The sequence below is a fragment of the uncultured Arcobacter sp. genome (assembly GCF_937982575.1).
GTDB lineage: Bacteria > Campylobacterota > Campylobacteria > Campylobacterales > Arcobacteraceae > Arcobacter.
In genome coordinates this window covers 212,036-233,621 of the sequence record NZ_CALJLR010000005.1, presented here as the reverse complement: position 1 = coordinate 233,621, position 21,586 = coordinate 212,036, and the positions used below count along the sequence as shown (strand labels likewise).

Below are 21,586 nucleotides of genomic sequence, written 5' to 3'. Positions count from 1 at the left end.
CCTTTTTCTTTTATATTATTAGCATTCCATCACCATAAGAGAAAAATCTATATTTCTCTTTTACAGCAGTTTCATATATCTCTAAAGTCTTCTCTAAACCAACAAAAGATGCTATAAGCATGATAAGAGTTGATTTTGGTAAGTGAAAGTTTGTAAGTAGATGGTCTACTTTTATTGGCTTATTTGCTGGATTTAAAAACAAATCACATTCACCTTGAATCTTATTTGTTCTAGCAAAGTACTCTATTGTTCTAGTAACTGTTGTTCCAACTGCTAGTATTTTTTTATCTTGTTTTAAATCTTCTAAGCTTTCCCTTGAAATTTCAAAGTATTCACTATGCATTGGATGTTCTAAAATATCTTCTGCATCTACTGGTTTAAAAGTACCAGCTCCCACATGAAGTGTTAAGTAGTTAATATTGTAACTATTATCTAGCTCTTCTAAAAGTTCATCTGTAAAGTGCAGTGATGCTGTTGGTGCTGCAACCGCACCATAATTTTTAGCAAAGAGAGTTTGATAATCTTTTTCATCCTCTTTTTCATCTTCTCTGTTCATATAGTGAGGAAGTGGTAAATGCCCAATTTTATTTAATATCTCAATTAATGCTTCAAACTCTAGTTGTTTTTCATCTTGAAAGAATTTTACAACTCTCGTACCATCTTCATTTAACTCTAAAACTTCAGCTATTAAATTATCATCAAAGAAGAGTTTACTCCCCTTTTGAACTTTGCCTTTTATCATGACTTGATATCTATTCATAAAGAGTGGTTTATTAAATAGTAGTTCTGTTTTCCCACCACTATCTTTTTGTCCGTAGATTCTTGCTTTAATTACTTTTGTATCATTTAAAAATATATTTAAATCTTCTGGCAAAAAATCAAGAAGATGTTTATATGTAGTATGAGTTATGGTATTGCTATTTCTATCATAGACTAAAAGACGGGCACTATCAGCAGGGTACAAAGGTTTACTAGCTATGAGTTCTTTAGGTAAAAAGTAATCATAGCTAGATGTTTTGAGGGGGTCCAAATTATTCTTCATCATCTAATGATGTATCCGCAGGGTTAAATACTTTTGCAATATAAATAGAAACAATATAAAGAAATATAAGTGGACCAGCCATTAAAAATTGTGTTAAAACATCAGGTGGCGTTAAAAGTGATGCAAGTATAAAAATTAATACAATTGCATATTTAAAAAAGTCTTTTAACATTCTATCATCAACTAATCCAATTTTTGCTAGGAAAAAAGTGATAACAGGTAACTCAAATGCCACACCAAAACCAAATAATAGTTTTGTAAAAAATCCAACATATTTACCAATACTTGGAAATACAGTAACTACAGTCGAACCAAAATTAATCAAAAAATCAAATCCGTAAGGAACAACTATATAGTAAGCAAAACTTGAACCAATAAGGAACATTAATGTAGCAAAAAATACAAATGGAAAAACAAGTTTTTTCTCATGTTCATATAGTCCAGGAGCTAAGAATAACCATAGTTGCCAAAATATAACAGGTAAGGAGACTATAAATCCAGAAAAAAATGCAACTTTTAAAGCTGTGAAAAATGTCTCTTGAATTTCAATTGCAACCATTGATGAACCAGCAGGAAGAATAGCTTTTGCTGGTAACATCATCCATTCTAAAATAGGTTCATAAAAGAAAAAACAAGCAAAAAATGCTACTACTAAAGCAGCTATTGAAACCATAAGCCTTTTTCTAAGGTCTGCAATATGAGGTTTTAAATCTTCTAACATTAGGCATTATCCTCTTTAGACTCTTTTTTAACTTTAAACTTATCGCTAGCATTAGAAGTTGCCTGGGCTACTTCTTCTTTAACTTCTTTAACTTCTTCTGTTTTTTCTTTTGGTTCTTTTTTTGTTTTGAATGACACTTTTTCTGCTTTCTTTTTATCATCTTTTTTATCATCATTTAAAATATCATTAACACCTAGGTTAAATTCATCAAATCCAGTAACTGATGATTTTGCATCTTCTATTTGATTTTTAAATTTATTTGCTTCTGCTTTCATATCAGAGATATTTAGTTCATTGTCTAAAGTAGATTTTGCATCTTCAAGACCACTTTTAAATTTTTTAAAAAATCGTGCAACTGATACCATTGCATCAGGTAACTTTTCAGGTCCTAGCGCAATAATTGCGATTATCGCAATAAGCATGATTTCCATAAATCCCATTCCAAACATATAATGTCTCCATTTGTTTATTAAAGGAAAGATTTTACCTTATTTTTGATAAAATCTATCTAATTATTTAAAAAGGTGTTAAATGAAATTATTAGTTTTACTTTTTATTGGTGTAGTTTTATATTTTATAGCAAGAGGTTATAAAACAGAAAAATTTGAAAATATTAAACTTAATATAAAAGAGAATTTCCAAGGCGATTTACTTCATCATGAAGCAGGGCTTTTGGTTGCACTTATGGCAAAAGTTGCAAAAGCTGATGGGGCAGTTTGTGAATTAGAAGCAGAGATGCTAAAACATACCTTTAATGATATATCAAGTCACTTTGAAAATAGTGAAGAGATAAGAGAGAAGTTAAAAAGTATATATACAAACGAGAAAAAAAGTTTTGATAATACCTTAGAGCTTTCACAAAAGCTTCTTAAACTTACAAAAAGAGAGTACCACAAAAGAGTAAAAATATTAGAATATCTTCTAAATTTAGCATTTATTGACAAAAGTTTTAGTGAAGCTGAGCAAATGATTTGTGAAGATATAGCAAATGCCTTAGAGATAAAGACTAATGACTTTAATCAAATGGTTAATGCTTTTAAAAACTTTTATGCTTCTCAAGCTCAAAATCATGAGACAACACTTGAACAAGCATATGAGATTTTAGAATCAAATAAAGATGATGATGATAAAACTATTAAAAATAATTATAGAAAACTAGTTAAAAAACATCATCCAGATATTATCTCAGGGCAGGGTGCTACACAAAATATCATTGATGAAGCAACAAAAAAACTACAAGAGATAAACGAAGCATATGAATTGATAAAAAAGAGTAGGAAAATATAATTGTTAGAAAGTTTTGATAAAGATTATGAAGTTTGTAATTGTTTAAAAATTACAGTAAATGATATAGAAAATGCTGTATTAAATTATGGTGTAAAAAGTCTAGGAGATTTACAAGATAAAACTCATGCTGGAACTGAATGTAGACATTGCTTGATGGTGGAGGGTGATTTTGGGAAAGTTAAAAAAAAAATTTATTGTAAAGATGTTTTAGGAGAAATAGTTAATGGCTAAAAAGTTTCATCATTCCCATGAAGTTTGTTCGTGTAAGAAAGTTACTTTAGGGGAAATTTTGTATGCAATAAAAGAAAATGGCGCAAAAAATCTAAAAGATATTGGCGAGAAAACAGATGCAGGTACATGTTGTGGTTGTTGTGTAAGTAGTGAAAAAGATTTTGGGGAAGAGAAAACAGAGTTATATTTAACTACCATATTAGATAAATTAGTGAAAGAGAATTGATGGAAGAAAAAGATTATATAATTAATGAAATAAAAAGTTTAATCTCAAGCACGGGTGAACAAACTGAGATAAATCCAAAGTTCTTAGATTATTTTGATTTAGAAGAGTTATACGATATAAAAGAGAATTTACTTAGAAAAAAAGAGCTTGTACGAGAGAATAATAAAGAATTTCTTGAAGAAATTTATGAAAAAACAAAAATAAATGAGATATAATTTATTAAAGGATAAAAATTATGCAATGGAATAATATAAAAGAACAATTAATAACATTTTTAAAAACTGAAGTAAGCAACGCTGGTTTGCAAAGAGTAACTGTTGGTTTATCCGGTGGTTTAGACTCTGCAATTGTTGCAATACTTTGTAAAGAAGCTTTTGCAGATAAGATGAGTTGTGTTTTAATGCCATCTCATTATTCAAGCGAAGGAAGCGTTAAACATGCCCTAGAAGTGTGTGAAAAGTTTAATATCGCTTATGAAATAGTAGAGATTGCTCCTATGGTTGAAGCCCATGAAAAATTTATGAATAATGATAAACTAAGGATTGGTAACTTTAGTGCTAGAATGAGAATGTCAGTTTTATATGATGTAAGTGCACGAGATAACTCTTTAGTTGTAGGTACATCAAATAAAAGTGAGATACTTTTAGGATATGGAACTATTTTTGGAGATGTGGCTTGTGCTATTAATCCAATAGGTGAAATGTACAAAAGTGATGAATATGAGTTTGGTAAATTCCTTGGAGTTCCTGATTCTATTTTAGAAAAACGACCAAGTGCAGATTTATGGGAAGGTCAAAGTGATGAAGATGAACTTGGATACTCTTATAAACAGATGGATTCAGTACTTAAAAAGTTAGTTGATGAAGGGGTTCCAAAAGAAGAGTTAATAAGTAATGGTGTTGATGAAAAACTTATAGATATGTTAGTTTATAGAATGAAAGCTAATGCTTTTAAAGGTAAACTTCCAACAATTGCAAAAATCAAATGGAGTTAATATGAAAGAAATAGCTTTTTATAAGTCTTCGGTAGGTGAAGAAGAATTAAGTCAGTTAAAAACAGTTTTAGAATTAAAAAAAGATAATTCTAAAGTTATTGAATTTGAAGAGAATATGTCAAAATTCATAGGGGCAAAATATGCTATATCCACATGTAATGGTACAGCTGCTTTACATTTAGCTCTTAGTGCAATTAAACTAAAAAGAGGGGACAAAATATTAATGTCTGTAAACTCTTTTGTAAATGTACCAGAGGTTGTAAGACATTTTGATGCTGAGCCTATTTTTATTGATATAAATATTGATGATATGAATATTGATTTAAATAAGTTTGAAAAAGCATTAGAAGCTAACAGTTCTAAAAAACTTAGAGGTGCTATTATCTCTTTTGTTGGTGGTCAGACACCTGATTTGGATAAGTTATATGCTATTTGTAAAAAGTATGAAATTATTCTAATAGAAGATTGTACTTCTGCCCTTGGAGTTACATATAACGATGAAACAGTTGGTTCTTTAAATGCTGATATGACAGTATTTTCAACAAATCCATCAAATGGTAAAACAGATGTAAGTAACTGTGGTGTAATTGTTACAAATAATGAAGAACTAGCTTCTAGAGCAAAACTATTAAGAACTCATGCTGTTACAACTACATTTGATGATTATGGAAACCTTGATTATATTTATGATGTTGTTGATATTGGTCATAAATATGATTTAAGTGAACTTGATGCAGCTTTTTCTCTTGCACAACTTAAAAAAACAAATAGTTTTATAAAAAGAAGAAAAGAGATAGCAAAAACCTATAAAGAAAGATTAACTGGCGTAAAACATATTGAAATTCCTAAGCAAAAAGACGAGCATATTTTTACACACTATATTATTAAAATCTCTAGAAATAGAGATGCTTTTGCAAGAGAGTTAAAAGAAAGAGGTATTAGTACAGGGTTAAATTATATTCCTTTACATCTTTTACATTATTATAAAAGCAAATATAGTATAAAAATTACAGAGTTTGGTGGAGCTTTAACTTCATATCAACAAATTCTATCAATCCCTATTTATCCAGGACTTACAACTGAAGAGGTAAATTATATCTGTGATCAAATTATTGATATAGCCTCTGAGTGGGTATAATTGTTGCTAAAACAAAAACTTAATATTTGGATAGAAGAATATCTCTTCTTTCCAACTCCTTTTCAAAAATTTATCTCTTTTTTATTTATTCCTTTTACTTTAATTTATATGATAATCATTTCTTTTAAAAGAATCTCTTCAAAAAAACAAGACTTTGGAATACCTATTATTTCTGTAGGAAATTTAATCGTTGGAGGAAGTGGTAAAACTCCTATTACAATAGCTTTAGCAAAAGATAAAAAAGATGTAGCAGTTATATTAAGGGGGTATGGTAGAGAGTCCGAAGGACTTTATGTCATAAGCCAAAATGGAAAGATTTTAGAAGATATTCAAACTAGTGGAGATGAAGCTATGCTTTTATCTAAATCTCTACCTAAAGCTACTGTAATAGTTAGTGAAGATAGAGTAAAAGCTATCATAAAAGCAAAAGAGCTTGGCTGTAAATTAGTCTTTTTAGATGATGGATTTTCAAAATATCAAATAAATAAGTTTGATATACTACTACGACCTAAAAAAGAACCTGATAATATCTTTTGTCTACCAAGTGGTGGATATAGAGAGCCTAAAATGATGTATGCAACTGCAAATATGGTTTTAAAAGAAGGTGTTGATTTTAATAGAGTTGTAAAGTTTAAAAAAGATGGAAAGGTTATAGAAGAGTTACCTTCTAATATAGTAATATTAACCGCAATTTCAAAGGCAAAAAGACTTTTGGATTTTGTTCCAAAACCATGTGAACTTATCTCTTTTCCTGACCATTATAGTTTTACTAAATTAGATATAGAGGTAGTTGAAAAATCATATAAAGGGTTTACTATATTAACTACATCAAAAGATTTTGTAAAATTAGAAAAATTTAATATCAAGAATCTTGTTTTGATGGACTTAGATATAGAACTTAATAAAGATGTTGATTTTTCTAATTTAGAAAAGCATATTAAAATGTATGATATAACTCATGACTAACATATATTATCCAAGTGAAGAGAGTTTAGGACACCTTGATGGTACGAGAACTATCAATTCACTTCTTTGGAAATTTTTATACAAAAGAGTACAAAAGAGATTAGATAATTCTATTATAAATATAGAAAATATGAGAAAAATTGTTTTTAATAAAAAACTCTTACTTCAATGCAAAATAGATAGCAACTTGCCTTTTGTAATATTAAGACGAGAACCAAGTTGGTATTATGCTGATGATTCGCAGGAGTATTTCATTCCTTTTAGTATCTGTTTTATGGATGGAAAAAGAAAATATGATATTGTTTTAGTTGATGGTAAAATTGATTTAAGAGATGATAGTAAAAGAGGTGAAAATTTAGATAATAAACTTTCACATACACCTGTTTTATTGGTAAAAGTTTTTAAAAATATAGAAAAAAGTTTTGAAGTTTTATTGGATTATATGAAAAAAGAAGATGAAAGTTTTTTAGCCAAATAAACAAGAGACTTTCTTGTTTATTTGATAATATGTCCTACAAATTTTGACATATTGTTTAATATCTTTCCACCTTTTCTAAATCCTAAAGCACAAGCTTCATAAGCATAAAATACTCCAGCTTGGTAAGAATCTCCTTTTTCATCAGTTGGAAGCTCTACATACTCTTGATAGATAGCTTTAAAGCCTTCATAATCACCATCAGTTTTCATATCTAATGAGTTATCACTATTTATAATAGCAACATTTGCACCTTCTCTTCCAAAACATCTTTTTTCAACTTGTTTTTTACCAACAAGAGGTTCAAAAGAAGTTTCAAGTAAAAGTGGATGATTTGGGTATAAATCCCAAAGTACTTTCATAAAACCTTTTGATTGGAACATTAATGTATATGCAGGATTGAAAATAATAGCTTTTTTATTTAAGATTATATCTTCTAGTATCAAAGCTAATTCACTCTCATCTATAGCAATATTTTCCCAAGGAATAAGTTTAAACCAAAACTCAAAATTTATATCATCTTTATAGATACCTTCATCATTGAATTGAACCTTATCTATAAATTCAAAATCAGTATTAAAGCCAGCTTCACTTGCAATATGCTGTAAAAGTTTTGTTGTATTTATATCTTCGCCACTTGAGGCAATAGATGAAAAAAGTATCTTCCATCCTAAATCTTTATAATACTCTTCAAACTTTTCTATGTCGTCTTCCATAGTGATGATTCTTTTAAAGTTATCTTTTAGAGCATCATATAAGTTGTTAAATTGACTAGCTTCATCTAGATTATTTGCTTTTAACATAGCCCATTGAATAATTGCTGTTTCAAAAACTGCAGTTGGGGTATCTGCATTAAATTCAATTAGTTTAATAGGTTTACCATCAACACCACCTGCTAAATCAAATCTTGAATAAAGATGCCAATGTACATCATTTTCCCAAGATTCTTTTATAAGGTTTACTAAGTTAAATGGAATATTTATCTCATGAAATAGATTATTATCTATAACATAATCACCAGCCTCACAAAACATATCATACAATTCATTTGTTGCTTCATAATAGGCATTTGCCTCATCTTCACTTACTTGAACTATCTCATCTGCTATGTATGAAGTTTCATCTTCATCTGTATGCCACACAAATCCTATAGATTCTAAGTACTCTTTTGTAAGAGGTTCTAATTTTTGTAATTTCATTAATCAGCCACCAAAGAAACCAGATGATCTAGACCCAAAAGATGAACTAGATTTTGAAGAACTGCTTCCTCCAAAAAAGCCACTTTTTTTACTTGAAGTAGAAGTTTTACTTGAGCTAGCTGCTTTTGTAAATGAACTTTGACTTTTAGAGTATGTTTGAGGAGATTTATATTGTGTTCTTCTTTGTGATTGGAAATTCTGGTTGTTGAATAGTTTATTTCCTATCCATGAACCTATCATTGCACCAGCAATTGATGATAATAAAACTCCACCAAGTCCCATTCCACCACTTGACATTTCAGGGTTTGTTAATGGTGATGTTCCTGCTTCTATTTTTGCATTTTCTACTTTTACAAGTTTATCTATCTCTTCTTGTGTTAATATTCGCTCACTTCCATCTGGTTTTCTTAAAACGACAGTAGTTTTAGTAGCAGGGAATTCATCTGCTATGGCATATTGACCATTGGCACTCTCTTCAATGATTACAAAGGCACCTTGCTTTTGACTAGCATTCGTAAAAGCATCGTTTTGACCTTGTCTGTTATTTGAGCTATCTCCACAACCAACAAGTCCTGTAATTAAAATTGCACCTAATCCACCAACAATGGCATAGTCTGATATTTTTTTAATATGTTTCATCTATTTCCTTTGTATTTTTTAAAATAAATATAAGTGTATCTATCTTATCAAAGTTCTATTAATTAAAAATGAATAGAACTCTATAAATATAAGCCTCTTATATCTCTTCTTCTTTATTCATAAAATTTTTGATTTTTTTATCAGTATTATATTGACTCAATGAATATACTGACCATAAAGCAGCAGGAAGCCAACCTATGATTGTAATTTGTAAAATTAAACAAATTATTCCAGCAATTGGCTTACCTATAGTAAAAAAGTTGAGCCATGGGATTAGAATAGCTAAAATTAATCTCATAAAACTCTCTTACTTTTGTTCTTCATCATCAATTATATCTTCAGATGGATCTTTTTTTAAAGCTTCTCTCATCACTCTAATTAAGCTTTCATCGGCTTTTGTGTCTGTAAAGAGTTCAAATGCAAGAACACCTTGGTATAAAAGCATATCTTCACCATCTTTTGCTTTTAAGCCTTCTGCTAGTGCTAGTTTTAAAAATGGAGTCTCTTTTCCATATATACAATCAAAAGCGTATTTTGCATTTAAAAAGATACTTTCAAGTGTAGTTTTTTTGATAGGGTAGTCATCATTATTTAGTCCTGCAGTTGTAGAGTTTACAATTAAATCATAATGATTCATTTGAAAATTACCCCAAGTATAAGTCTTAAAGCCTTGTTCTTTAAAAAAAACTAGCTTTTCAGCACTTCTATTTAGTATTCTTACTTCAACATTTTCTTCTTTTAAAGCCATAGCTATAGCTTTTGCAGTACCACCAGCACCTAAAATAAGTACTGATTTGATTTTTCCAAAATCACTTATAGCTTTCAAAAATCCTGGTGCATCTGTATTGTAAGCAAAAATCTTATCATCTTTTTTTACATAAGTGTTTACAGCTTCAATTTCATTTGCTATTCCTACAACTTCATCAGCTAACTTAAAAGCATCCTCTTTATGAGGAACTGTTATATTAGCACCTTTAATATTTTCTGAATTAAAAATCTCTTTAATCTTCTTACCATCTGTTAATAAATACTTATCATAAAATGAGTTTAAATTTAGATGTTCAAAAGCACTGTTATGCATTTGAGGAGATTTTGAGTGTTCTATGGGATTACCAAATATAAAAAATTTTTCTTTTTCTTGCGACATTGATTTCCTTAAAATAAAATCTGATTCTACCCAAAGATTAATAAGAGGATATTAAAAAAATTATGATAAATTAATATAAAAAGAATTTGGGAAAAATATGGACACTATTAAAAAGATAATAACAACTAAAGATGATGGCAATGTAGCCTATCATGTAGATGATTTGAAAAATAGTGTAGATAAAAATAGATTGAAACTCTCTCAAAAATATAATTTTGATATATCAAAATTGAGATATATGAACCAAGTTCATGGGGAAAATATAAAAATTGTTGATTTTAATTCACCTTTATTGATAGATAACTGTGATGCTTTGATTACTAAAGAGAAGAATCTACCTATAATGGTAATGGTAGCTGATTGTATACCTATATTATTAAGTGATAATAAAAAAGGTGTAATTGCAGTAGTTCATGCAGGAAGAAACTCTACTTTTTTAAATATAGTTCAAAAATCAGCACTTATGATGATAAAAGAACTAGAATGTAAGGTAGAAGATATAAATGCTTATTTTGGTCCATCTATACAAAAATGTTGTTATGAAGTTTCCCCTGAACTGGAAAATATTGCTATAAAATCTTTTGGAAAAGAGTTTTGTAAAAATAGATATCTTGATTTACAAGGAATAAATGTAAAACAACTCAATGATATTGGGGTGATGAATATAGAAGTATCAAATATTTGTACAAAATGTTCCAATGAGCCATATTTTTCATATAGAAATAATAAAGATTGTGGAAGATTTTCAATAATAGGAGTTATTGAATAAATAAAAATGTATAAAAAATGTCAAAGTTATGTAAAAATAATGTAAAAAATACTTAAAAATAAATAAAACTAGCTAAAATTACTATAAAATATAACTTTTAAGTTTCGATTGGTTACAATTTTACAAAAATAAATAAAGGGGTTATTTATGAGTAAACCAGTAAGTAAAGAAGAAGCTTTAGATTATCACCAGTTTCCAAAACCGGGTAAATTGGAAATTGGAACTACAACAAAACTTGGAACACAAAGAGATTTAGCCTTGGCATATACACCAGGAGTTGCATTTCCTTGTTTAGAAATTGAAAAAGATCCAGATAATGCATTTAAATATACAGCTAAGAAAAATCTTGTTGCTGTTATATCAAATGGTACAGCTGTACTTGGTCTTGGTAATATTGGTGCAGTTGCATCAAAACCAGTTATGGAAGGTAAAGCTGTATTATTTAAAAAATTTGCTGCTGTTGATTCATTTGATATTGAAGTGGATGAAACAGATGTTGATAAGTTTGTATCTATATGTAAGGCAATTTCACCAACATTTGGTGGTATTAACCTTGAAGATATTAAATCACCTGAGTGTTTTGAAATAGAGAGAAGATTAATAGAAGAGGTTGATATTCCAGTAATGCATGATGATCAACATGGAACAGCAATTATTACAACTGCTGGATTAATAAATGCTTGTGAAATCATAGGAAAAAAGCTTGAAGATTTAAAAGTTATTGTTGTAGGAGCAGGGGCTGCTGCTATTTCATGTGCTAGAATGTATAAAGCTGTTGGAGTAGAAAATATTATTATGTGTGATTCTAAGGGTGTTATTCATGATGGTAGAGATGATTTAAATAAATATAAAAAAGAGTTTTCTATAAAAGATTCTTTGACAAAACTAGAAGCTTTTAGAGAGGCTGATGTAGTTTTAGGATTATCAAGACCTGGAACTTTTACTGAAGAACATATTGCTGTAATGGCTGATGAACCAATTGTATTTGCTTTAGCAAATCCAACTCCTGAACTTTTTCCAGATGATATATTTAAAATAAGAGATAAAGCAATAGTTGGAACTGGAAGAAGTGATTTTAATAATCAAGTAAATAATGTACTTGGTTTTCCATTTATTTTTAGAGGAGCATTAGATGTTCAAGCTAAAAAAATAAATATGCAAATGAAAAAAGCAGCTGCTTATGCAATTGCAGACTTAGCTAAAAAACCAGTTACTGCTGAAGTAAAAGCAATATTTGGAGATCATTTGACATTTTCAAAAGATTATATTATTCCTAAACCATTTGATAAAAGACTTATTGTAGAAATCTCAAGTGCAGTTGCAAATGCAGCAGTAGAATCTGGTGTTTCAAGAGTAAAAGATTTTGATTTAGTAGCGTATAAAGAAGAGTTAGCACAAATGATTTAATAAAAATAATGGTATTATTCCAATCTTAAAACGGGAATAATACTATTATATGGGAATAAAATGAAAGAGTACATACTTCTAATAAACACTTCTGATTCAAAAGGTTTAGTATACAACGTATCTAAAGTTCTTTTTGCAAATAATTTAAATATTGAACAAAATGCTGAATATGTTGATGCTGAAACAAAAAAATTCTTTATGAGAACAGTAATAACCGGTGATGTAAATTCAAAAATTCTTTTAAAAGAGTTAACAGAAGTTCTACCTAAAGAGTCACAAGTTAAACTAAGAGAAAAAGCAAAAAAAGATATTGTAATCCTTGCTACAAAAGAGTCACATGTTCTAGGTGATTTACTTATTAGATATCTTGATGGAGAGTTAGAAGCAAATATCAAAGCAGTAATTGCAAATCATGACTATCTTAAAGACTTAGTAGAGAAGTTTGACATTCCATTTCATTGTATAAGTGCAGAAGGCCTAGAGCGAGAAGCACATGAAGATTTAGTAATAGAAAAAATAAAAGAGTATAACCCAGAACTTATAGTTTTAGCTAAATATATGAGAATCTTAACTCCAAAATTTGTACAAGAGTTTCCTCAACAAGTTTTAAATATCCATCACTCATTTTTACCTGCATTTATTGGAGCAAACCCTTATAAACAGGCACATCATAGAGGTGTTAAAATTATAGGTGCTACAGCTCATTATGTTACTGATGATTTGGATGAAGGTCCAATTATTGCCCAAGATGTTGTTAGAGTTGATCATACATTTTCTTGGCAAGATATGAGAATCGCAGGGAAAAATGTAGAAAAAGTTGTATTATCAAATGCTTTACAACTCTTACTTGAAGACAAAGTTTTTGTTTATGGCAACAAAACGGTAATTTTATAGTGTTTAATATTGTTTTATTAGAGCCTAGGATTCCAGGGAATGTGGGAACTATTGGGCGACTTGCTTTTGCTTTAAATTGTAGACTACACTTAATAAAGCCATATGGCTTTGGTGAAATAACAGAAAAAGAAGTAAGACGAGCTGGACTTGATTATTGGTATGATTTAGATATTACTGAATATGAAAATATTGAAGAGTTTTGGTCTAAAAATCCACTTAATGATAGACATTTTTTTGCTACGACAAAAACACAGCAAGTATATTTTGAAGCTAATTATGAAGTAGGGGACTACTTTTATTTTGGTAGAGAAGATGCAGGTTTACCTGAAGATTTATTAGCAAAAAATGAAAAAGGATGTATTACAATTCCTATGACAAATGATGCAAGAAGTCTAAATATGGCAAACTCCGTATCTATTATTGCATATGAAGCTCTAAGACAAAACTTTAAAGAGTTTAAATAAACTCTTTTTTTGCTTTTTTTATAAGTTTTTTTATAGCTTTTCTTTTCTCTTCTAGTTTTTTCTCATCATTTTTCTTTTCACACTCTTTTAGCTTATCTTCTATGCTTTGTTTTTTATTATAGAGTTCTTTAATCATTCTATTAATTTCTACTGTATTCTCTTTTACCTCTTTTTTATCCCACGAAAAGTATGTTTTAAAAATTTTTACAAGTTTAGACATTTTCATTATTTTCTCCTAAAGTTCTTAATTTTGCATCATTTACAAATAGTATATTTGCTATTCTAAATAAATTTTTACTCATGTTTATTACACTTCCCGTATCATTTATTAGTGAAGTTCCCATTTTAGGTGTAATCTTATCATTTCTTATTAATTCATCTATTTTTTTATTGAATTGTATCTCTAGTTCTTCTAAGTTATCTTTATAAACTTGAATTTGAGTTGATGTTTCTACATCATCTATATCTTTATTTCTTAATTGATTAGTCCGTAGAATATTTAGTGCTAACTCTTTTTTTAATGAGATGTATTCTGCTCTTATATATTCATTTTTACTATATAAATATATATTTATATTACGTTGAATATCTCTTGTATCTTTTAATATTTTTACAATTATATTTGAAGATAGTCTTAACTGTCCAATATAAAAAAGCTGATGTTCATTCATATTACTTTGTGATCTTAATAGATAATCAATAATCTCACTATATAAAGATTTTAAATCATTTTGATAAATTTCATCTAAATTAGTATCTATTTTAGCCGGATTTTTAATTGCATTGTCAATATCTTTTTCCTCATTTAAATTAGAAGTATGAATAGATAGGGCATGAAGTATAGCTTTTTGTGCATTTTCATATAGGTGAAGAACTTCTTTTTGCACAGATACCATTGCATTGTAGGGTATCTTGATATTTGATTCATCTAAATATATAGGTTTTGATGCTTTTTTGATTTTGTCTTTTATTAATTTTTTTGAAAGAGTAACAATAAAGGCAATAAATGGAAATAATATAACTATTCCTAAAAGATTAAATATAGTATGAAATAGTGCTAGTTTCATAGTGTAGTTTTCACTATCAATTCCAAAATATGGGGCTATTAAATCAACAAAATCTTTTAATGTATAAATAAGAGCAACAGCAACAGCTGCAGTTATAATATTGAACACAAAATGTCCAAAAGCTAATCTTTTACCATTTTCATTTGAAGTTAAAGAGCCAATTATTGCTGTAACTGTTGTACCAATATTTGCTCCAATAGCTAAGGCAATAGCATCGATATAAATTATATTTGCTCCGGAGAGAGCTGTAATAATAATAGCCATAGTTGCACTACTAGATTGTATAACTACAGTTGCAATTGCACCAATTATTATATATATAAAAATACCAGTAAATCCTCCAACAGAGTATGAAGCTAAATTAATGGCATCTTTTAAGGTTTCAAATCCATCTTTCATATATGAAATACCTAAAAATATAAATCCAAGTCCAAGTAAAATATTTCCAAGTCCTATATATTTTTGACTTTTTGAAAATCTAAAAATAACACCAAAAATAATCAATGGCATTGCATATAAAGATATCTTTATCTTAAGTCCAAATGAAGAGACAATCCATGCTGTAGTAGTACTACCTAGGTTTGACCCAAAAACTATTGCCATACCTTGAGTTAGGGTAATTAGTTCTACTGTTAAAAATGAGATAACAATTACAGAGATTAAAGAAGAACTTTGAACTATCGAAGTAGTAACAAAACCTGTTAATACTGCTTTAATATTTGTAGAAGTAAACTTCTCTAAAACCTTTTCTAAAGTACCACCTGAAAAGAGCTTAAAGCCATTTTCCATAAAGTGCATACCAATCATAAATATTGCAATACCAGTAGCTATTATTTTTATATTTTCACTTGAAATTATAAAATAAGCTAAAAGAAGTAAAATTAGGGGTAGGGTTAATTTTTTAATCATAAGTAATTATATATAAATATTTCAGAAATTCAACTATTTTATAAGTTTTAGTGTAGAATTTTGGAAAAATATTGTAAAAAGATTAAAAATGAGAATATTATTATTAGAAGATGATGAACTATTTGCTCAAACTATAGAAGATTTTTTAGATGATGAGGGATTTATAGTTGATATTGCAAATGATGGAGAAAAAGCATTAGAATTAAATTATAAAAAAAACTATGATTTATATTTACTTGATATAAATGTACCAAAAATAAATGGATTAGAACTATTAAAAGACTTAAGAGAGTCTGGTGATAATACTCCAACTATATTTTTAACTTCTTACAAAGATAAAGAGACTTTAGAACAGGGCTTTTTAAATGGAGCTGATGATTATTTAAAAAAGCCAATTGATTTGGATGAATTGATTTTAAGAATAAAATCTCTTTTAAAAAGAGCAGGGAAACAGACTGAAACAATAGTATTGGGAGAAAATTTAGTTTTTAATCCAAGTGATAAGAGAGTTTATAAAGATGAAGTAGATATGAAACTACCTACAAAAGTTGTTGACTTATTAGAACTATTTTTAGAAAACAAAGATAAAATAGTCACAAAAGATATGATAGTAGACAAATTATGGTCTACGCAAGAGGATTATAGTGAAGGTTCAATAAGAGTATATATTAATCACGTAAAAAAAATATTTGTAAATGAAAAAATTATAAATATAAAAGGTATAGGATATAAACTTGAACAATAAAAGAAAGAACTTTTTAATTTCAAACTCTATTTTAATTGCATTTATAGTGATTATGGTTTTAGTTGCAAATTACTATTTAGTTTCAACCTTTGGCTTTAATCACGAGACTTTTATAGCTATAACCTTAGTATTGATTATTTTTGCAATAATATTAAACTTTTTTTTAAGTAAGCCACTATATGAGCCACTTTTTAGAAGTGATGAGAACTTGCAAAGAACTATAAAAGAGACACTCCATGAGCTTAATATTCCAGCCTCTACGATACAAGCAAATGCACAAATGCTAGAAAAAAATATAAAAGATGAGAAAAATATAAAAAGATTAAATAGAATTAAGCTAGCTACAAATGAACTTTTAAAACTATATAATCAAATGGAATATGAAATAAAAAAAGAGATAGATAGAATCGATAAACAAGAGTTTTCTCTTGATGAAATAATAAACAACTCAATAGATAAATTTCAAGATATTAAAGGAAGTATATCTATTGAAAATAGTGTAAAAAATAGAATAATCAATAGCGATAAAAATGGATTTCAAAAAATTATTGATAATCTTTTATCAAATGCTATAAAATATAACCATGAAAATGGAGTGGTTAAAATAAGTTTTGAAGACAATACTTTATCTATATTTAACACAGGAAAAACAATAGATACAAAAAACCTTTTTATTGTATTTGAACAATATTTCCAAGAAGACTCTAAAAATAGTGGTTTTGGCTTAGGTTTAAATATTGTAAAAGATTTTTGTGATAAAAATCAAATAGAAATCAAAATCGAACCAACTAAGAAGGGAACTTTAATTCGCTTAAATCTTTCAAAAGGTATATCTTAAATTTATCTTATAAATAAAAATTAACACTAAATTAACACTTTTAATTTATTATTCTTAAAAATTATTAAGGATAAGAATGAAATTAGGATATTCTCTAATAGCACTTGGGACAATTTTTGCTACTTGTCATGCAGAGACAATTGTCTTAGACAAACTATCAGTTACTGCAACTAAAATTGAAAGAGCAACAAAAGATGTTACACAAAGTATTGATGTTGTGGATGAAAAAGATATTGAAGATAAAAATATTATTTTTGCATCAGAGGCAATTAATAGTATACCTGGTGTAATTGCAGAAAATACAAGTAACTCTTCAAGTCCAAGATTAATAATTAGAGGTGCTGGTCTTAAATCTAGGTATGGAGTTAGAGAAATAATGGTGATAAAAGATGGGGTACCTATGACTGACCCTGACTCATTTACACGATTTGATTATATAGATATGCAAGATGTTAAAGCAGTTGAAGTTCAAAAAGGTCCAGGTTCTATTGCTGCTGCAAATGCAACTGGTGGTGTTGTTCAGTTAATTACAAAATCTGTTTTTGAAGAAAATCAGAATCGAATTAAATTAGGTTTTGGAACTGAACACTCTTCTCAATCTAATATAAAATTTGCTAAAGCTTTAGATGAGAATAATTTTATGTCATTTAATTTTAGTACTACAAAAAATGATAATGATTGGCGTAAAAATAACAAAGTTGACTCTTTACAATTTGGTATAAAATATGGTCATATTTTTGATGATGAATCAATTTTAGAGAGTGAATTAGCATATACAGAATCAAATGTAGATTTGCCTGCATCGATGACTGAATCAGAATTTAATATTTTTAAATCAACTGGTAAACAAGGTGATACAAGTTCTGCTTGGCAACATAGTTCAAGGGATTCTAAAATACTTTTTTTTAATTCAAAGTTGGAAAAAGAGTTTGGAAATTTAATTATGAAACCACGTTTTTATATTAATAGTTGGGAACATTTTCATCCCGTAACTGCAATGATTAATGATAGTGATGATAATGTAGTTCTTGGTGCAGATTTAGAAAACAATTACAGTCATAAACTTTTCGAGGAAGATGCAACTTTAGTTTTTGGTGTGACTGCAAAACAAGACAGAACAAGAGAATCTAAAAAATATACCTATAAAGATTATAGTGTAACAGGACCTACAGTTGGTGCATTTGCAACTAGAGACTACACAATATCTAGTACATTATCTAATGAAAAGGGTGATTTAGCAAATGTTGAAGATTCTACTTCAACTTTGTATGGTGCTTATATTCAAGAGAGTTTCAAACCTACAACAAATACTTTAGTTGATGTATCTTTACGAGTAGACAGGGTATCTTTTGATGTTGATGGAAATGAGATATTAAAATACAACTGGGGAGGAAGTGCATTTACATCTGCTAATACATATTATACAGGGGGTGGTTTATACTCTATCAATGAATCTTATACTTTAGTATCTCCTAAAATAGGAATTAGTTATGCATTAAGTGATACACACAGTATTTATTCATCTGTTGCCAGTGCAAATCAAGCACCCACAGACAATGAACTCAAAGCCAATAAAACAAACAACAAAGGTACATTAGATAAAACTACAAGTGTTAATTATGAAATTGGACTAAAAGCACGAGATGTAAAATACTCTTATGATATAGCTTTATATCAAAATGATATTAGTGATGAAGTAACTGCAACAAAAGATGGATTTCTCACTTATTATCAAAATGCAGGAAAAACTCAAAAGAGAGGTTTAGAATTTACAGGAAGTTATAATTTAACAAGTGAATTATCTCTTGGTGCTTCATATGCATACTCTTATTATAAGTTTATATCTTTTATGGAAGAGGGTACAAATGATAGAGCTAATAATTATTTGCCATATATCCCTCAACATAGGTATTCTTTATTTGCAACTCTAAATTTAAATAATGGTTTTAAAGCACGTATAGAGACAAAGAGTAGTGGGTCATACTACATGGATAATGCTAATACTGAAAAGTATAGTGGTTATGACTTTGTAACAGATATCATGATGGGATATAGTAAAAAGAACCATACTATTCAACTAAATATAAATAATTTATTTGATAAACACTACGCAGCAGAAGTGCAAAAAGATACATCAGGTGTTAAAACATACAAAGCTGCAGCTCCAATATCTGCAATGATTACTTATAATTATAAGTTTTAGGAGAAAATTATGGTAAATCATATTAAACGAGATAACAATGATATCTATGCTTTTCCTATTATTGGGTTTATGTTTAAAAATAAAAAGTTTATATTTTTATTAAAAATTCTAATTTCATCTATTGTTATTTATGCAATTACTTTTGGATTTATTAATCCACACAAAGATAATATTTTTACAACTGGATTGTTTTGGGGGCTTTTTTGGCCATTTTTTATGGTTATAACATTAGCTTTTTTTGGACGATTTTTTTGTGGAATTTGCCCCCATGGATTTATGGGCAAATATTTAACAAAGATAGGTTTAAATAAAAAACTTCCAAAGGTATTTTCAAATTATTTTATAGGTCTATCTATTTTGTTTATTGGGTGGTGGCTTATTTATTATATGTACCCTTCTTTATTTAAAACACCTTATGCTACGGCTATGATGTTTGTAGGTTTAACTTTTATAGCTGCTATTTTCTTTTTTGTATATGAAAAGATGTCTTATTGCAAATATATTTGTCCCATAGGTTTGGTATCTAAAGCATTTAGTAAGGTATCTTTTACAAAACTTGCAACTTATAGTGAGTCATGTAAATCATGTAAAACTTTCGAATGTGCTAAAGCTTGTACTTATGATTTAAAACCTTTTACTTTTAATAAACAAAATACAATGTCAGATTGTACTTTATGTATGGATTGTAGTGATTCTTGTGAAGCTGTTAGTTTTAAAATAACAAAGCCATCTGAAAGTATGTTTAAAAAGTTTAAAGTCTCAAAAGCTGAAGTTTGGGCGTATCTGCTTATAACTGCTGCAATTTCTATTACTATGAGTTTTCATCATGCATTAGGAAGAAGTGCTATTGTAGAAGATTTTTTTTGGACAAAAACAGCACGATATTTTGAATCTATTTTTAATTTTGGAACAGTTGATGTGGTAGGTTTGTTTGCTTTTTTATATGCTGTTGCTATAGTAGTTATCTTAAATATTATAGGCATGGTTATTGCTTCAAAGATTTTAAAAGTAAGTTATGAAAAAACCTTTTATACTCTAGGATATGCTTTTGCTCCATTGTTTATTATTGGTGGTTTGTCACATATGGGAGAGTTTTTTTTCTATTCATATGCATCAGATATTACAAATGCATTTATTCAAGCTTTTCATTTAGATATAGCATATATAGAGCCTTTGGCAACAAGAAGAGACAAATGGGTACATATCTTTTCATTATTTAAATATATTGCAATTATTTGGGCCTTTATTATTATGATTGGTCGATTAAAACTTTTAGAGAGTACAAAGTTGAGAAAAATAATAGCAATGCCCTTTGCCTCATTTTTAATTATTTTATATTTAGGATTAAATTTTTACACAGGCTATGTATTTAAAACTTATGGAGCTCAAAAGGGTGGACACAATCATTCCACCATGATGAAAAAAGAGGTTAAATAAAATGAATATTGAATTACTTAAGCATCTTGTTGATTATGGTGTAATAGCTCTTTTAGTTTTTATGAGTTTTTTATCTGTTTGGTTTTTTATTGAGAGAATCTTTTTTTATAAAAAAATAGAAGTAACTTCATACAAGTCTAAAAAGTCCTTAGAAATAGTTATTACAAAACATCTTTCTATTATAGGAACAATTGCATCAAATGCACCATATATAGGACTACTAGGAACAGTATTGGCTATTATGCTGACATTTATGACTATGAGTTCTGGAGATATAGAAGCCACAAAAATTATGGCTTCCTTAGCTTTAGCCCTAAAAGCTACGGCTGTTGGCTTAGTGGTTGCGATAATCTCACAAATGTTTTATAACATTTTAGCTCGATATGCAGAAGTGATTGAAAGTAAGTATGATGAAATTGCAGAAGTTTAACTCCATAAATGTAATACCATTTATTGATGTTTTATTAGTATTACTTGCAATTGTATTATTAACAACAACATTTATTGCAAAAGGTGATATAAAAGTAGCTCTTGCTCAGGCAAATAGTGCAACTAGTTTGAGTGTTAAACAAGAAACTGTAGTTAGTATAAAAGAGAATAATTCCATATTTTTGAATAATTTACATATCTCTTTAGAAGCTTTAAAAGTTAAAATTAATGAACTAGATAAATCATCACATATTTATATTAGATGTGATAAAAAAGCAGATTTTGAGGCTTTTGTTTTGGTATTAGACCTTTTAAAATCAAATAAATTTGAGAATATTTCTATAGTAACAAAGAAATAA

At 28.3% G+C, this 21,586-nt stretch carries 27 protein-coding genes; 18 read left to right on the top strand and 9 right to left on the bottom strand.

From position 1 onward, the window contains the following. Positions 1-10: 10 nt before the first annotated feature. From queA to tatB, 3 genes are read right to left on the bottom strand one after another with little or no spacing between them, the layout of a single operon-like run. Positions 11-1,045, bottom strand: coding sequence for a tRNA preQ1(34) S-adenosylmethionine ribosyltransferase-isomerase QueA (queA, locus tag Q0617_RS04785; protein ID WP_298751062.1), 1,035 nt, complete (start codon positions 1,043-1,045; stop codon positions 11-13). Then, positions 1,032-1,763 (bottom strand): twin-arginine translocase subunit TatC, encoded by a 732-nt coding sequence (tatC, locus tag Q0617_RS04780; RefSeq protein WP_298751059.1) that lies wholly within the window; start codon positions 1,761-1,763, stop codon positions 1,032-1,034. Before tatC ends, queA begins: the two co-directional genes overlap by 14 nt. Further along, a complete protein-coding gene (gene tatB / locus Q0617_RS04775; protein ID WP_298751057.1) occupies positions 1,763-2,212 on the bottom strand; it encodes a Sec-independent protein translocase protein TatB in 450 nt (149 codons plus the stop codon). Before tatB ends, tatC begins: the two co-directional genes overlap by 1 nt. Before the next feature lie 82 nt (positions 2,213-2,294). Between tatB and Q0617_RS04770 the strand changes: the two genes are divergently transcribed. Genes Q0617_RS04770 through Q0617_RS04735 form a run of 8 tightly spaced genes read left to right on the top strand, consistent with a single transcriptional unit; the run spans position 2,295 to position 7,083 of the window. After that, entirely contained in the window at positions 2,295-3,050 is a 756-nt protein-coding gene (locus tag Q0617_RS04770) for a DnaJ domain-containing protein (RefSeq protein WP_298751054.1), read from the top strand. Then, positions 3,051-3,281: a (2Fe-2S)-binding protein gene (locus tag Q0617_RS04765; RefSeq protein WP_298751052.1), complete on the top strand. Its 231-nt coding sequence runs from the start codon at positions 3,051-3,053 to the stop codon at positions 3,279-3,281. Next, on the top strand, positions 3,274-3,507 hold the full coding sequence (locus Q0617_RS04760; RefSeq protein ID WP_298751050.1) for a (2Fe-2S)-binding protein: 234 nt from the start codon (positions 3,274-3,276) through the stop codon (positions 3,505-3,507). Before Q0617_RS04765 ends, Q0617_RS04760 begins: the two co-directional genes overlap by 8 nt. After that, positions 3,507-3,722, top strand: coding sequence for a hypothetical protein (locus Q0617_RS04755; RefSeq protein ID WP_298751048.1), 216 nt, complete (start codon positions 3,507-3,509; stop codon positions 3,720-3,722). Before Q0617_RS04760 ends, Q0617_RS04755 begins: the two co-directional genes overlap by 1 nt. A gap of 20 nt (positions 3,723-3,742) precedes the next feature. Continuing rightward, entirely contained in the window at positions 3,743-4,501 is a 759-nt protein-coding gene (locus Q0617_RS04750) for an NAD+ synthase (protein WP_298751046.1), read from the top strand. Position 4,502: 1 nt separating this feature from the next. Next, the gene (locus Q0617_RS04745; protein WP_298751044.1) at positions 4,503-5,639 is read left to right on the top strand and encodes a DegT/DnrJ/EryC1/StrS aminotransferase family protein; all 1,137 of its coding nucleotides are present in this window, start codon (positions 4,503-4,505) and stop codon (positions 5,637-5,639) included. Then, the gene (locus Q0617_RS04740) at positions 5,640-6,605 is read left to right on the top strand and encodes a tetraacyldisaccharide 4'-kinase (RefSeq protein ID WP_298751042.1); all 966 of its coding nucleotides are present in this window, start codon (positions 5,640-5,642) and stop codon (positions 6,603-6,605) included. Continuing rightward, on the top strand, positions 6,598-7,083 hold the full coding sequence (locus Q0617_RS04735; protein ID WP_298751040.1) for a hypothetical protein: 486 nt from the start codon (positions 6,598-6,600) through the stop codon (positions 7,081-7,083). The genes Q0617_RS04740 and Q0617_RS04735 overlap by 8 nt, the downstream gene beginning before the upstream one ends. A gap of 17 nt (positions 7,084-7,100) precedes the next feature. Here Q0617_RS04735 and Q0617_RS04730 read toward each other — a convergent pair whose 3' ends face one another. The 4 genes from Q0617_RS04730 to Q0617_RS04715 form a co-directional block, all read right to left on the bottom strand. Further along, the gene (locus tag Q0617_RS04730) at positions 7,101-8,279 is read right to left on the bottom strand and encodes a glutathionylspermidine synthase family protein (RefSeq protein WP_298751036.1); all 1,179 of its coding nucleotides are present in this window, start codon (positions 8,277-8,279) and stop codon (positions 7,101-7,103) included. A gap of 3 nt (positions 8,280-8,282) precedes the next feature. Further along, positions 8,283-8,918: a UPF0323 family lipoprotein gene (locus tag Q0617_RS04725; protein WP_298751034.1), complete on the bottom strand. Its 636-nt coding sequence runs from the start codon at positions 8,916-8,918 to the stop codon at positions 8,283-8,285. Positions 8,919-9,015: 97 nt separating this feature from the next. Continuing rightward, positions 9,016-9,216: a YqaE/Pmp3 family membrane protein gene (locus Q0617_RS04720; protein WP_298751032.1), complete on the bottom strand. Its 201-nt coding sequence runs from the start codon at positions 9,214-9,216 to the stop codon at positions 9,016-9,018. Positions 9,217-9,225: 9 nt separating this feature from the next. Next, the gene (locus Q0617_RS04715; RefSeq protein WP_298751029.1) at positions 9,226-10,065 is read right to left on the bottom strand and encodes a shikimate dehydrogenase; all 840 of its coding nucleotides are present in this window, start codon (positions 10,063-10,065) and stop codon (positions 9,226-9,228) included. A 97-nt stretch (positions 10,066-10,162) separates the two neighbouring features. On the opposite strand from Q0617_RS04715, the gene pgeF reads away from it, so the two are divergent. The 4 genes from pgeF (at position 10,163) to Q0617_RS04695 (ending at position 13,599) form a co-directional block, all read left to right on the top strand. Then, positions 10,163-10,834, top strand: a complete 672-nt coding sequence (gene pgeF / locus Q0617_RS04710) for a peptidoglycan editing factor PgeF (RefSeq protein ID WP_298751027.1) — start codon at positions 10,163-10,165, stop codon at positions 10,832-10,834. A 147-nt stretch (positions 10,835-10,981) separates the two neighbouring features. Beyond that, positions 10,982-12,241 carry a malic enzyme-like NAD(P)-binding protein gene (locus Q0617_RS04705; protein ID WP_298751025.1) on the top strand — a complete coding sequence of 420 codons (1,260 nt, stop codon included), beginning with the start codon at positions 10,982-10,984 and terminating at the stop codon, positions 12,239-12,241. Between the two features lie 60 nt (positions 12,242-12,301). Then, the gene (gene purU / locus Q0617_RS04700) at positions 12,302-13,135 is read left to right on the top strand and encodes a formyltetrahydrofolate deformylase (RefSeq protein WP_298751024.1); all 834 of its coding nucleotides are present in this window, start codon (positions 12,302-12,304) and stop codon (positions 13,133-13,135) included. Further along, positions 13,135-13,599 (top strand): tRNA (cytidine(34)-2'-O)-methyltransferase, encoded by a 465-nt coding sequence (locus Q0617_RS04695; RefSeq protein WP_298751022.1) that lies wholly within the window; start codon positions 13,135-13,137, stop codon positions 13,597-13,599. Before purU ends, Q0617_RS04695 begins: the two co-directional genes overlap by 1 nt. On the opposite strand, the gene Q0617_RS04690 is transcribed toward Q0617_RS04695, so the two are convergent. Together Q0617_RS04690 and Q0617_RS04685 are read right to left on the bottom strand one after the other, a co-directional pair. Continuing rightward, positions 13,592-13,825 (bottom strand): hypothetical protein, encoded by a 234-nt coding sequence (locus tag Q0617_RS04690; protein ID WP_298751020.1) that lies wholly within the window; start codon positions 13,823-13,825, stop codon positions 13,592-13,594. The genes Q0617_RS04695 and Q0617_RS04690 overlap by 8 nt on opposite strands. Beyond that, a complete protein-coding gene (locus Q0617_RS04685; RefSeq protein ID WP_298751018.1) occupies positions 13,812-15,575 on the bottom strand; it encodes a Na/Pi symporter in 1,764 nt (587 codons plus the stop codon). Before Q0617_RS04685 ends, Q0617_RS04690 begins: the two co-directional genes overlap by 14 nt. A gap of 88 nt (positions 15,576-15,663) precedes the next feature. On the opposite strand from Q0617_RS04685, the gene Q0617_RS04680 reads away from it, so the two are divergent. From Q0617_RS04680 to Q0617_RS04655, 6 genes are all read left to right on the top strand, one after another. Then, complete coding sequence (locus tag Q0617_RS04680; RefSeq protein ID WP_298751016.1) at positions 15,664-16,320, top strand: response regulator transcription factor; 657 nt, start codon at positions 15,664-15,666, stop codon at positions 16,318-16,320. Then, the gene (locus tag Q0617_RS04675; RefSeq protein ID WP_298751014.1) at positions 16,310-17,158 is read left to right on the top strand and encodes a HAMP domain-containing sensor histidine kinase; all 849 of its coding nucleotides are present in this window, start codon (positions 16,310-16,312) and stop codon (positions 17,156-17,158) included. Before Q0617_RS04680 ends, Q0617_RS04675 begins: the two co-directional genes overlap by 11 nt. Positions 17,159-17,234: 76 nt before the next feature. Beyond that, on the top strand, positions 17,235-19,361 hold the full coding sequence (locus tag Q0617_RS04670; RefSeq protein WP_298751012.1) for a TonB-dependent receptor: 2,127 nt from the start codon (positions 17,235-17,237) through the stop codon (positions 19,359-19,361). A gap of 9 nt (positions 19,362-19,370) precedes the next feature. Beyond that, positions 19,371-20,798 (top strand): 4Fe-4S binding protein, encoded by a 1,428-nt coding sequence (locus Q0617_RS04665; RefSeq protein WP_298751010.1) that lies wholly within the window; start codon positions 19,371-19,373, stop codon positions 20,796-20,798. A gap of 1 nt (position 20,799) precedes the next feature. Further along, positions 20,800-21,228 (top strand): TonB-system energizer ExbB, encoded by a 429-nt coding sequence (gene exbB / locus Q0617_RS04660; RefSeq protein WP_298751007.1) that lies wholly within the window; start codon positions 20,800-20,802, stop codon positions 21,226-21,228. After that, positions 21,209-21,586, top strand: coding sequence for a biopolymer transporter ExbD (locus tag Q0617_RS04655; RefSeq protein ID WP_298751005.1), 378 nt, complete (start codon positions 21,209-21,211; stop codon positions 21,584-21,586). Before exbB ends, Q0617_RS04655 begins: the two co-directional genes overlap by 20 nt.

What these genes read in the sequence shown, in the direction of transcription:
- queA (WP_298751062.1), bottom strand. Translation starts at nt 1,045, where the DNA reads ATGATGAAGAATAATTTGGACCCCCTCAAAACATCTAGCTATGATTAC.
- tatC (WP_298751059.1), bottom strand. Translation starts at nt 1,763, where the DNA reads ATGTTAGAAGATTTAAAACCTCATATTGCAGACCTTAGAAAAAGGCTT.
- tatB (WP_298751057.1), bottom strand. Translation starts at nt 2,212, where the DNA reads ATGTTTGGAATGGGATTTATGGAAATCATGCTTATTGCGATAATCGCA.
- Q0617_RS04770 (WP_298751054.1), top strand. Translation starts at nt 2,295, where the DNA reads ATGAAATTATTAGTTTTACTTTTTATTGGTGTAGTTTTATATTTTATA.
- Q0617_RS04760 (WP_298751050.1), top strand. Translation starts at nt 3,274, where the DNA reads ATGGCTAAAAAGTTTCATCATTCCCATGAAGTTTGTTCGTGTAAGAAA.
- Q0617_RS04755 (WP_298751048.1), top strand. Translation starts at nt 3,507, where the DNA reads ATGGAAGAAAAAGATTATATAATTAATGAAATAAAAAGTTTAATCTCA.
- Q0617_RS04750 (WP_298751046.1), top strand. Translation starts at nt 3,743, where the DNA reads ATGCAATGGAATAATATAAAAGAACAATTAATAACATTTTTAAAAACT.
- Q0617_RS04745 (WP_298751044.1), top strand. Translation starts at nt 4,503, where the DNA reads ATGAAAGAAATAGCTTTTTATAAGTCTTCGGTAGGTGAAGAAGAATTA.
- Q0617_RS04735 (WP_298751040.1), top strand. Translation starts at nt 6,598, where the DNA reads ATGACTAACATATATTATCCAAGTGAAGAGAGTTTAGGACACCTTGAT.
- Q0617_RS04730 (WP_298751036.1), bottom strand. Translation starts at nt 8,279, where the DNA reads ATGAAATTACAAAAATTAGAACCTCTTACAAAAGAGTACTTAGAATCT.
- Q0617_RS04725 (WP_298751034.1), bottom strand. Translation starts at nt 8,918, where the DNA reads ATGAAACATATTAAAAAAATATCAGACTATGCCATTGTTGGTGGATTA.
- Q0617_RS04720 (WP_298751032.1), bottom strand. Translation starts at nt 9,216, where the DNA reads ATGAGATTAATTTTAGCTATTCTAATCCCATGGCTCAACTTTTTTACT.
- Q0617_RS04715 (WP_298751029.1), bottom strand. Translation starts at nt 10,065, where the DNA reads ATGTCGCAAGAAAAAGAAAAATTTTTTATATTTGGTAATCCCATAGAA.
- pgeF (WP_298751027.1), top strand. Translation starts at nt 10,163, where the DNA reads ATGGACACTATTAAAAAGATAATAACAACTAAAGATGATGGCAATGTA.
- Q0617_RS04705 (WP_298751025.1), top strand. Translation starts at nt 10,982, where the DNA reads ATGAGTAAACCAGTAAGTAAAGAAGAAGCTTTAGATTATCACCAGTTT.
- purU (WP_298751024.1), top strand. Translation starts at nt 12,302, where the DNA reads ATGAAAGAGTACATACTTCTAATAAACACTTCTGATTCAAAAGGTTTA.
- Q0617_RS04690 (WP_298751020.1), bottom strand. Translation starts at nt 13,825, where the DNA reads ATGAAAATGTCTAAACTTGTAAAAATTTTTAAAACATACTTTTCGTGG.
- Q0617_RS04685 (WP_298751018.1), bottom strand. Translation starts at nt 15,575, where the DNA reads ATGATTAAAAAATTAACCCTACCCCTAATTTTACTTCTTTTAGCTTAT.
- Q0617_RS04680 (WP_298751016.1), top strand. Translation starts at nt 15,664, where the DNA reads ATGAGAATATTATTATTAGAAGATGATGAACTATTTGCTCAAACTATA.
- Q0617_RS04670 (WP_298751012.1), top strand. Translation starts at nt 17,235, where the DNA reads ATGAAATTAGGATATTCTCTAATAGCACTTGGGACAATTTTTGCTACT.
- Q0617_RS04665 (WP_298751010.1), top strand. Translation starts at nt 19,371, where the DNA reads ATGGTAAATCATATTAAACGAGATAACAATGATATCTATGCTTTTCCT.
- exbB (WP_298751007.1), top strand. Translation starts at nt 20,800, where the DNA reads ATGAATATTGAATTACTTAAGCATCTTGTTGATTATGGTGTAATAGCT.
- Q0617_RS04655 (WP_298751005.1), top strand. Translation starts at nt 21,209, where the DNA reads ATGAAATTGCAGAAGTTTAACTCCATAAATGTAATACCATTTATTGAT.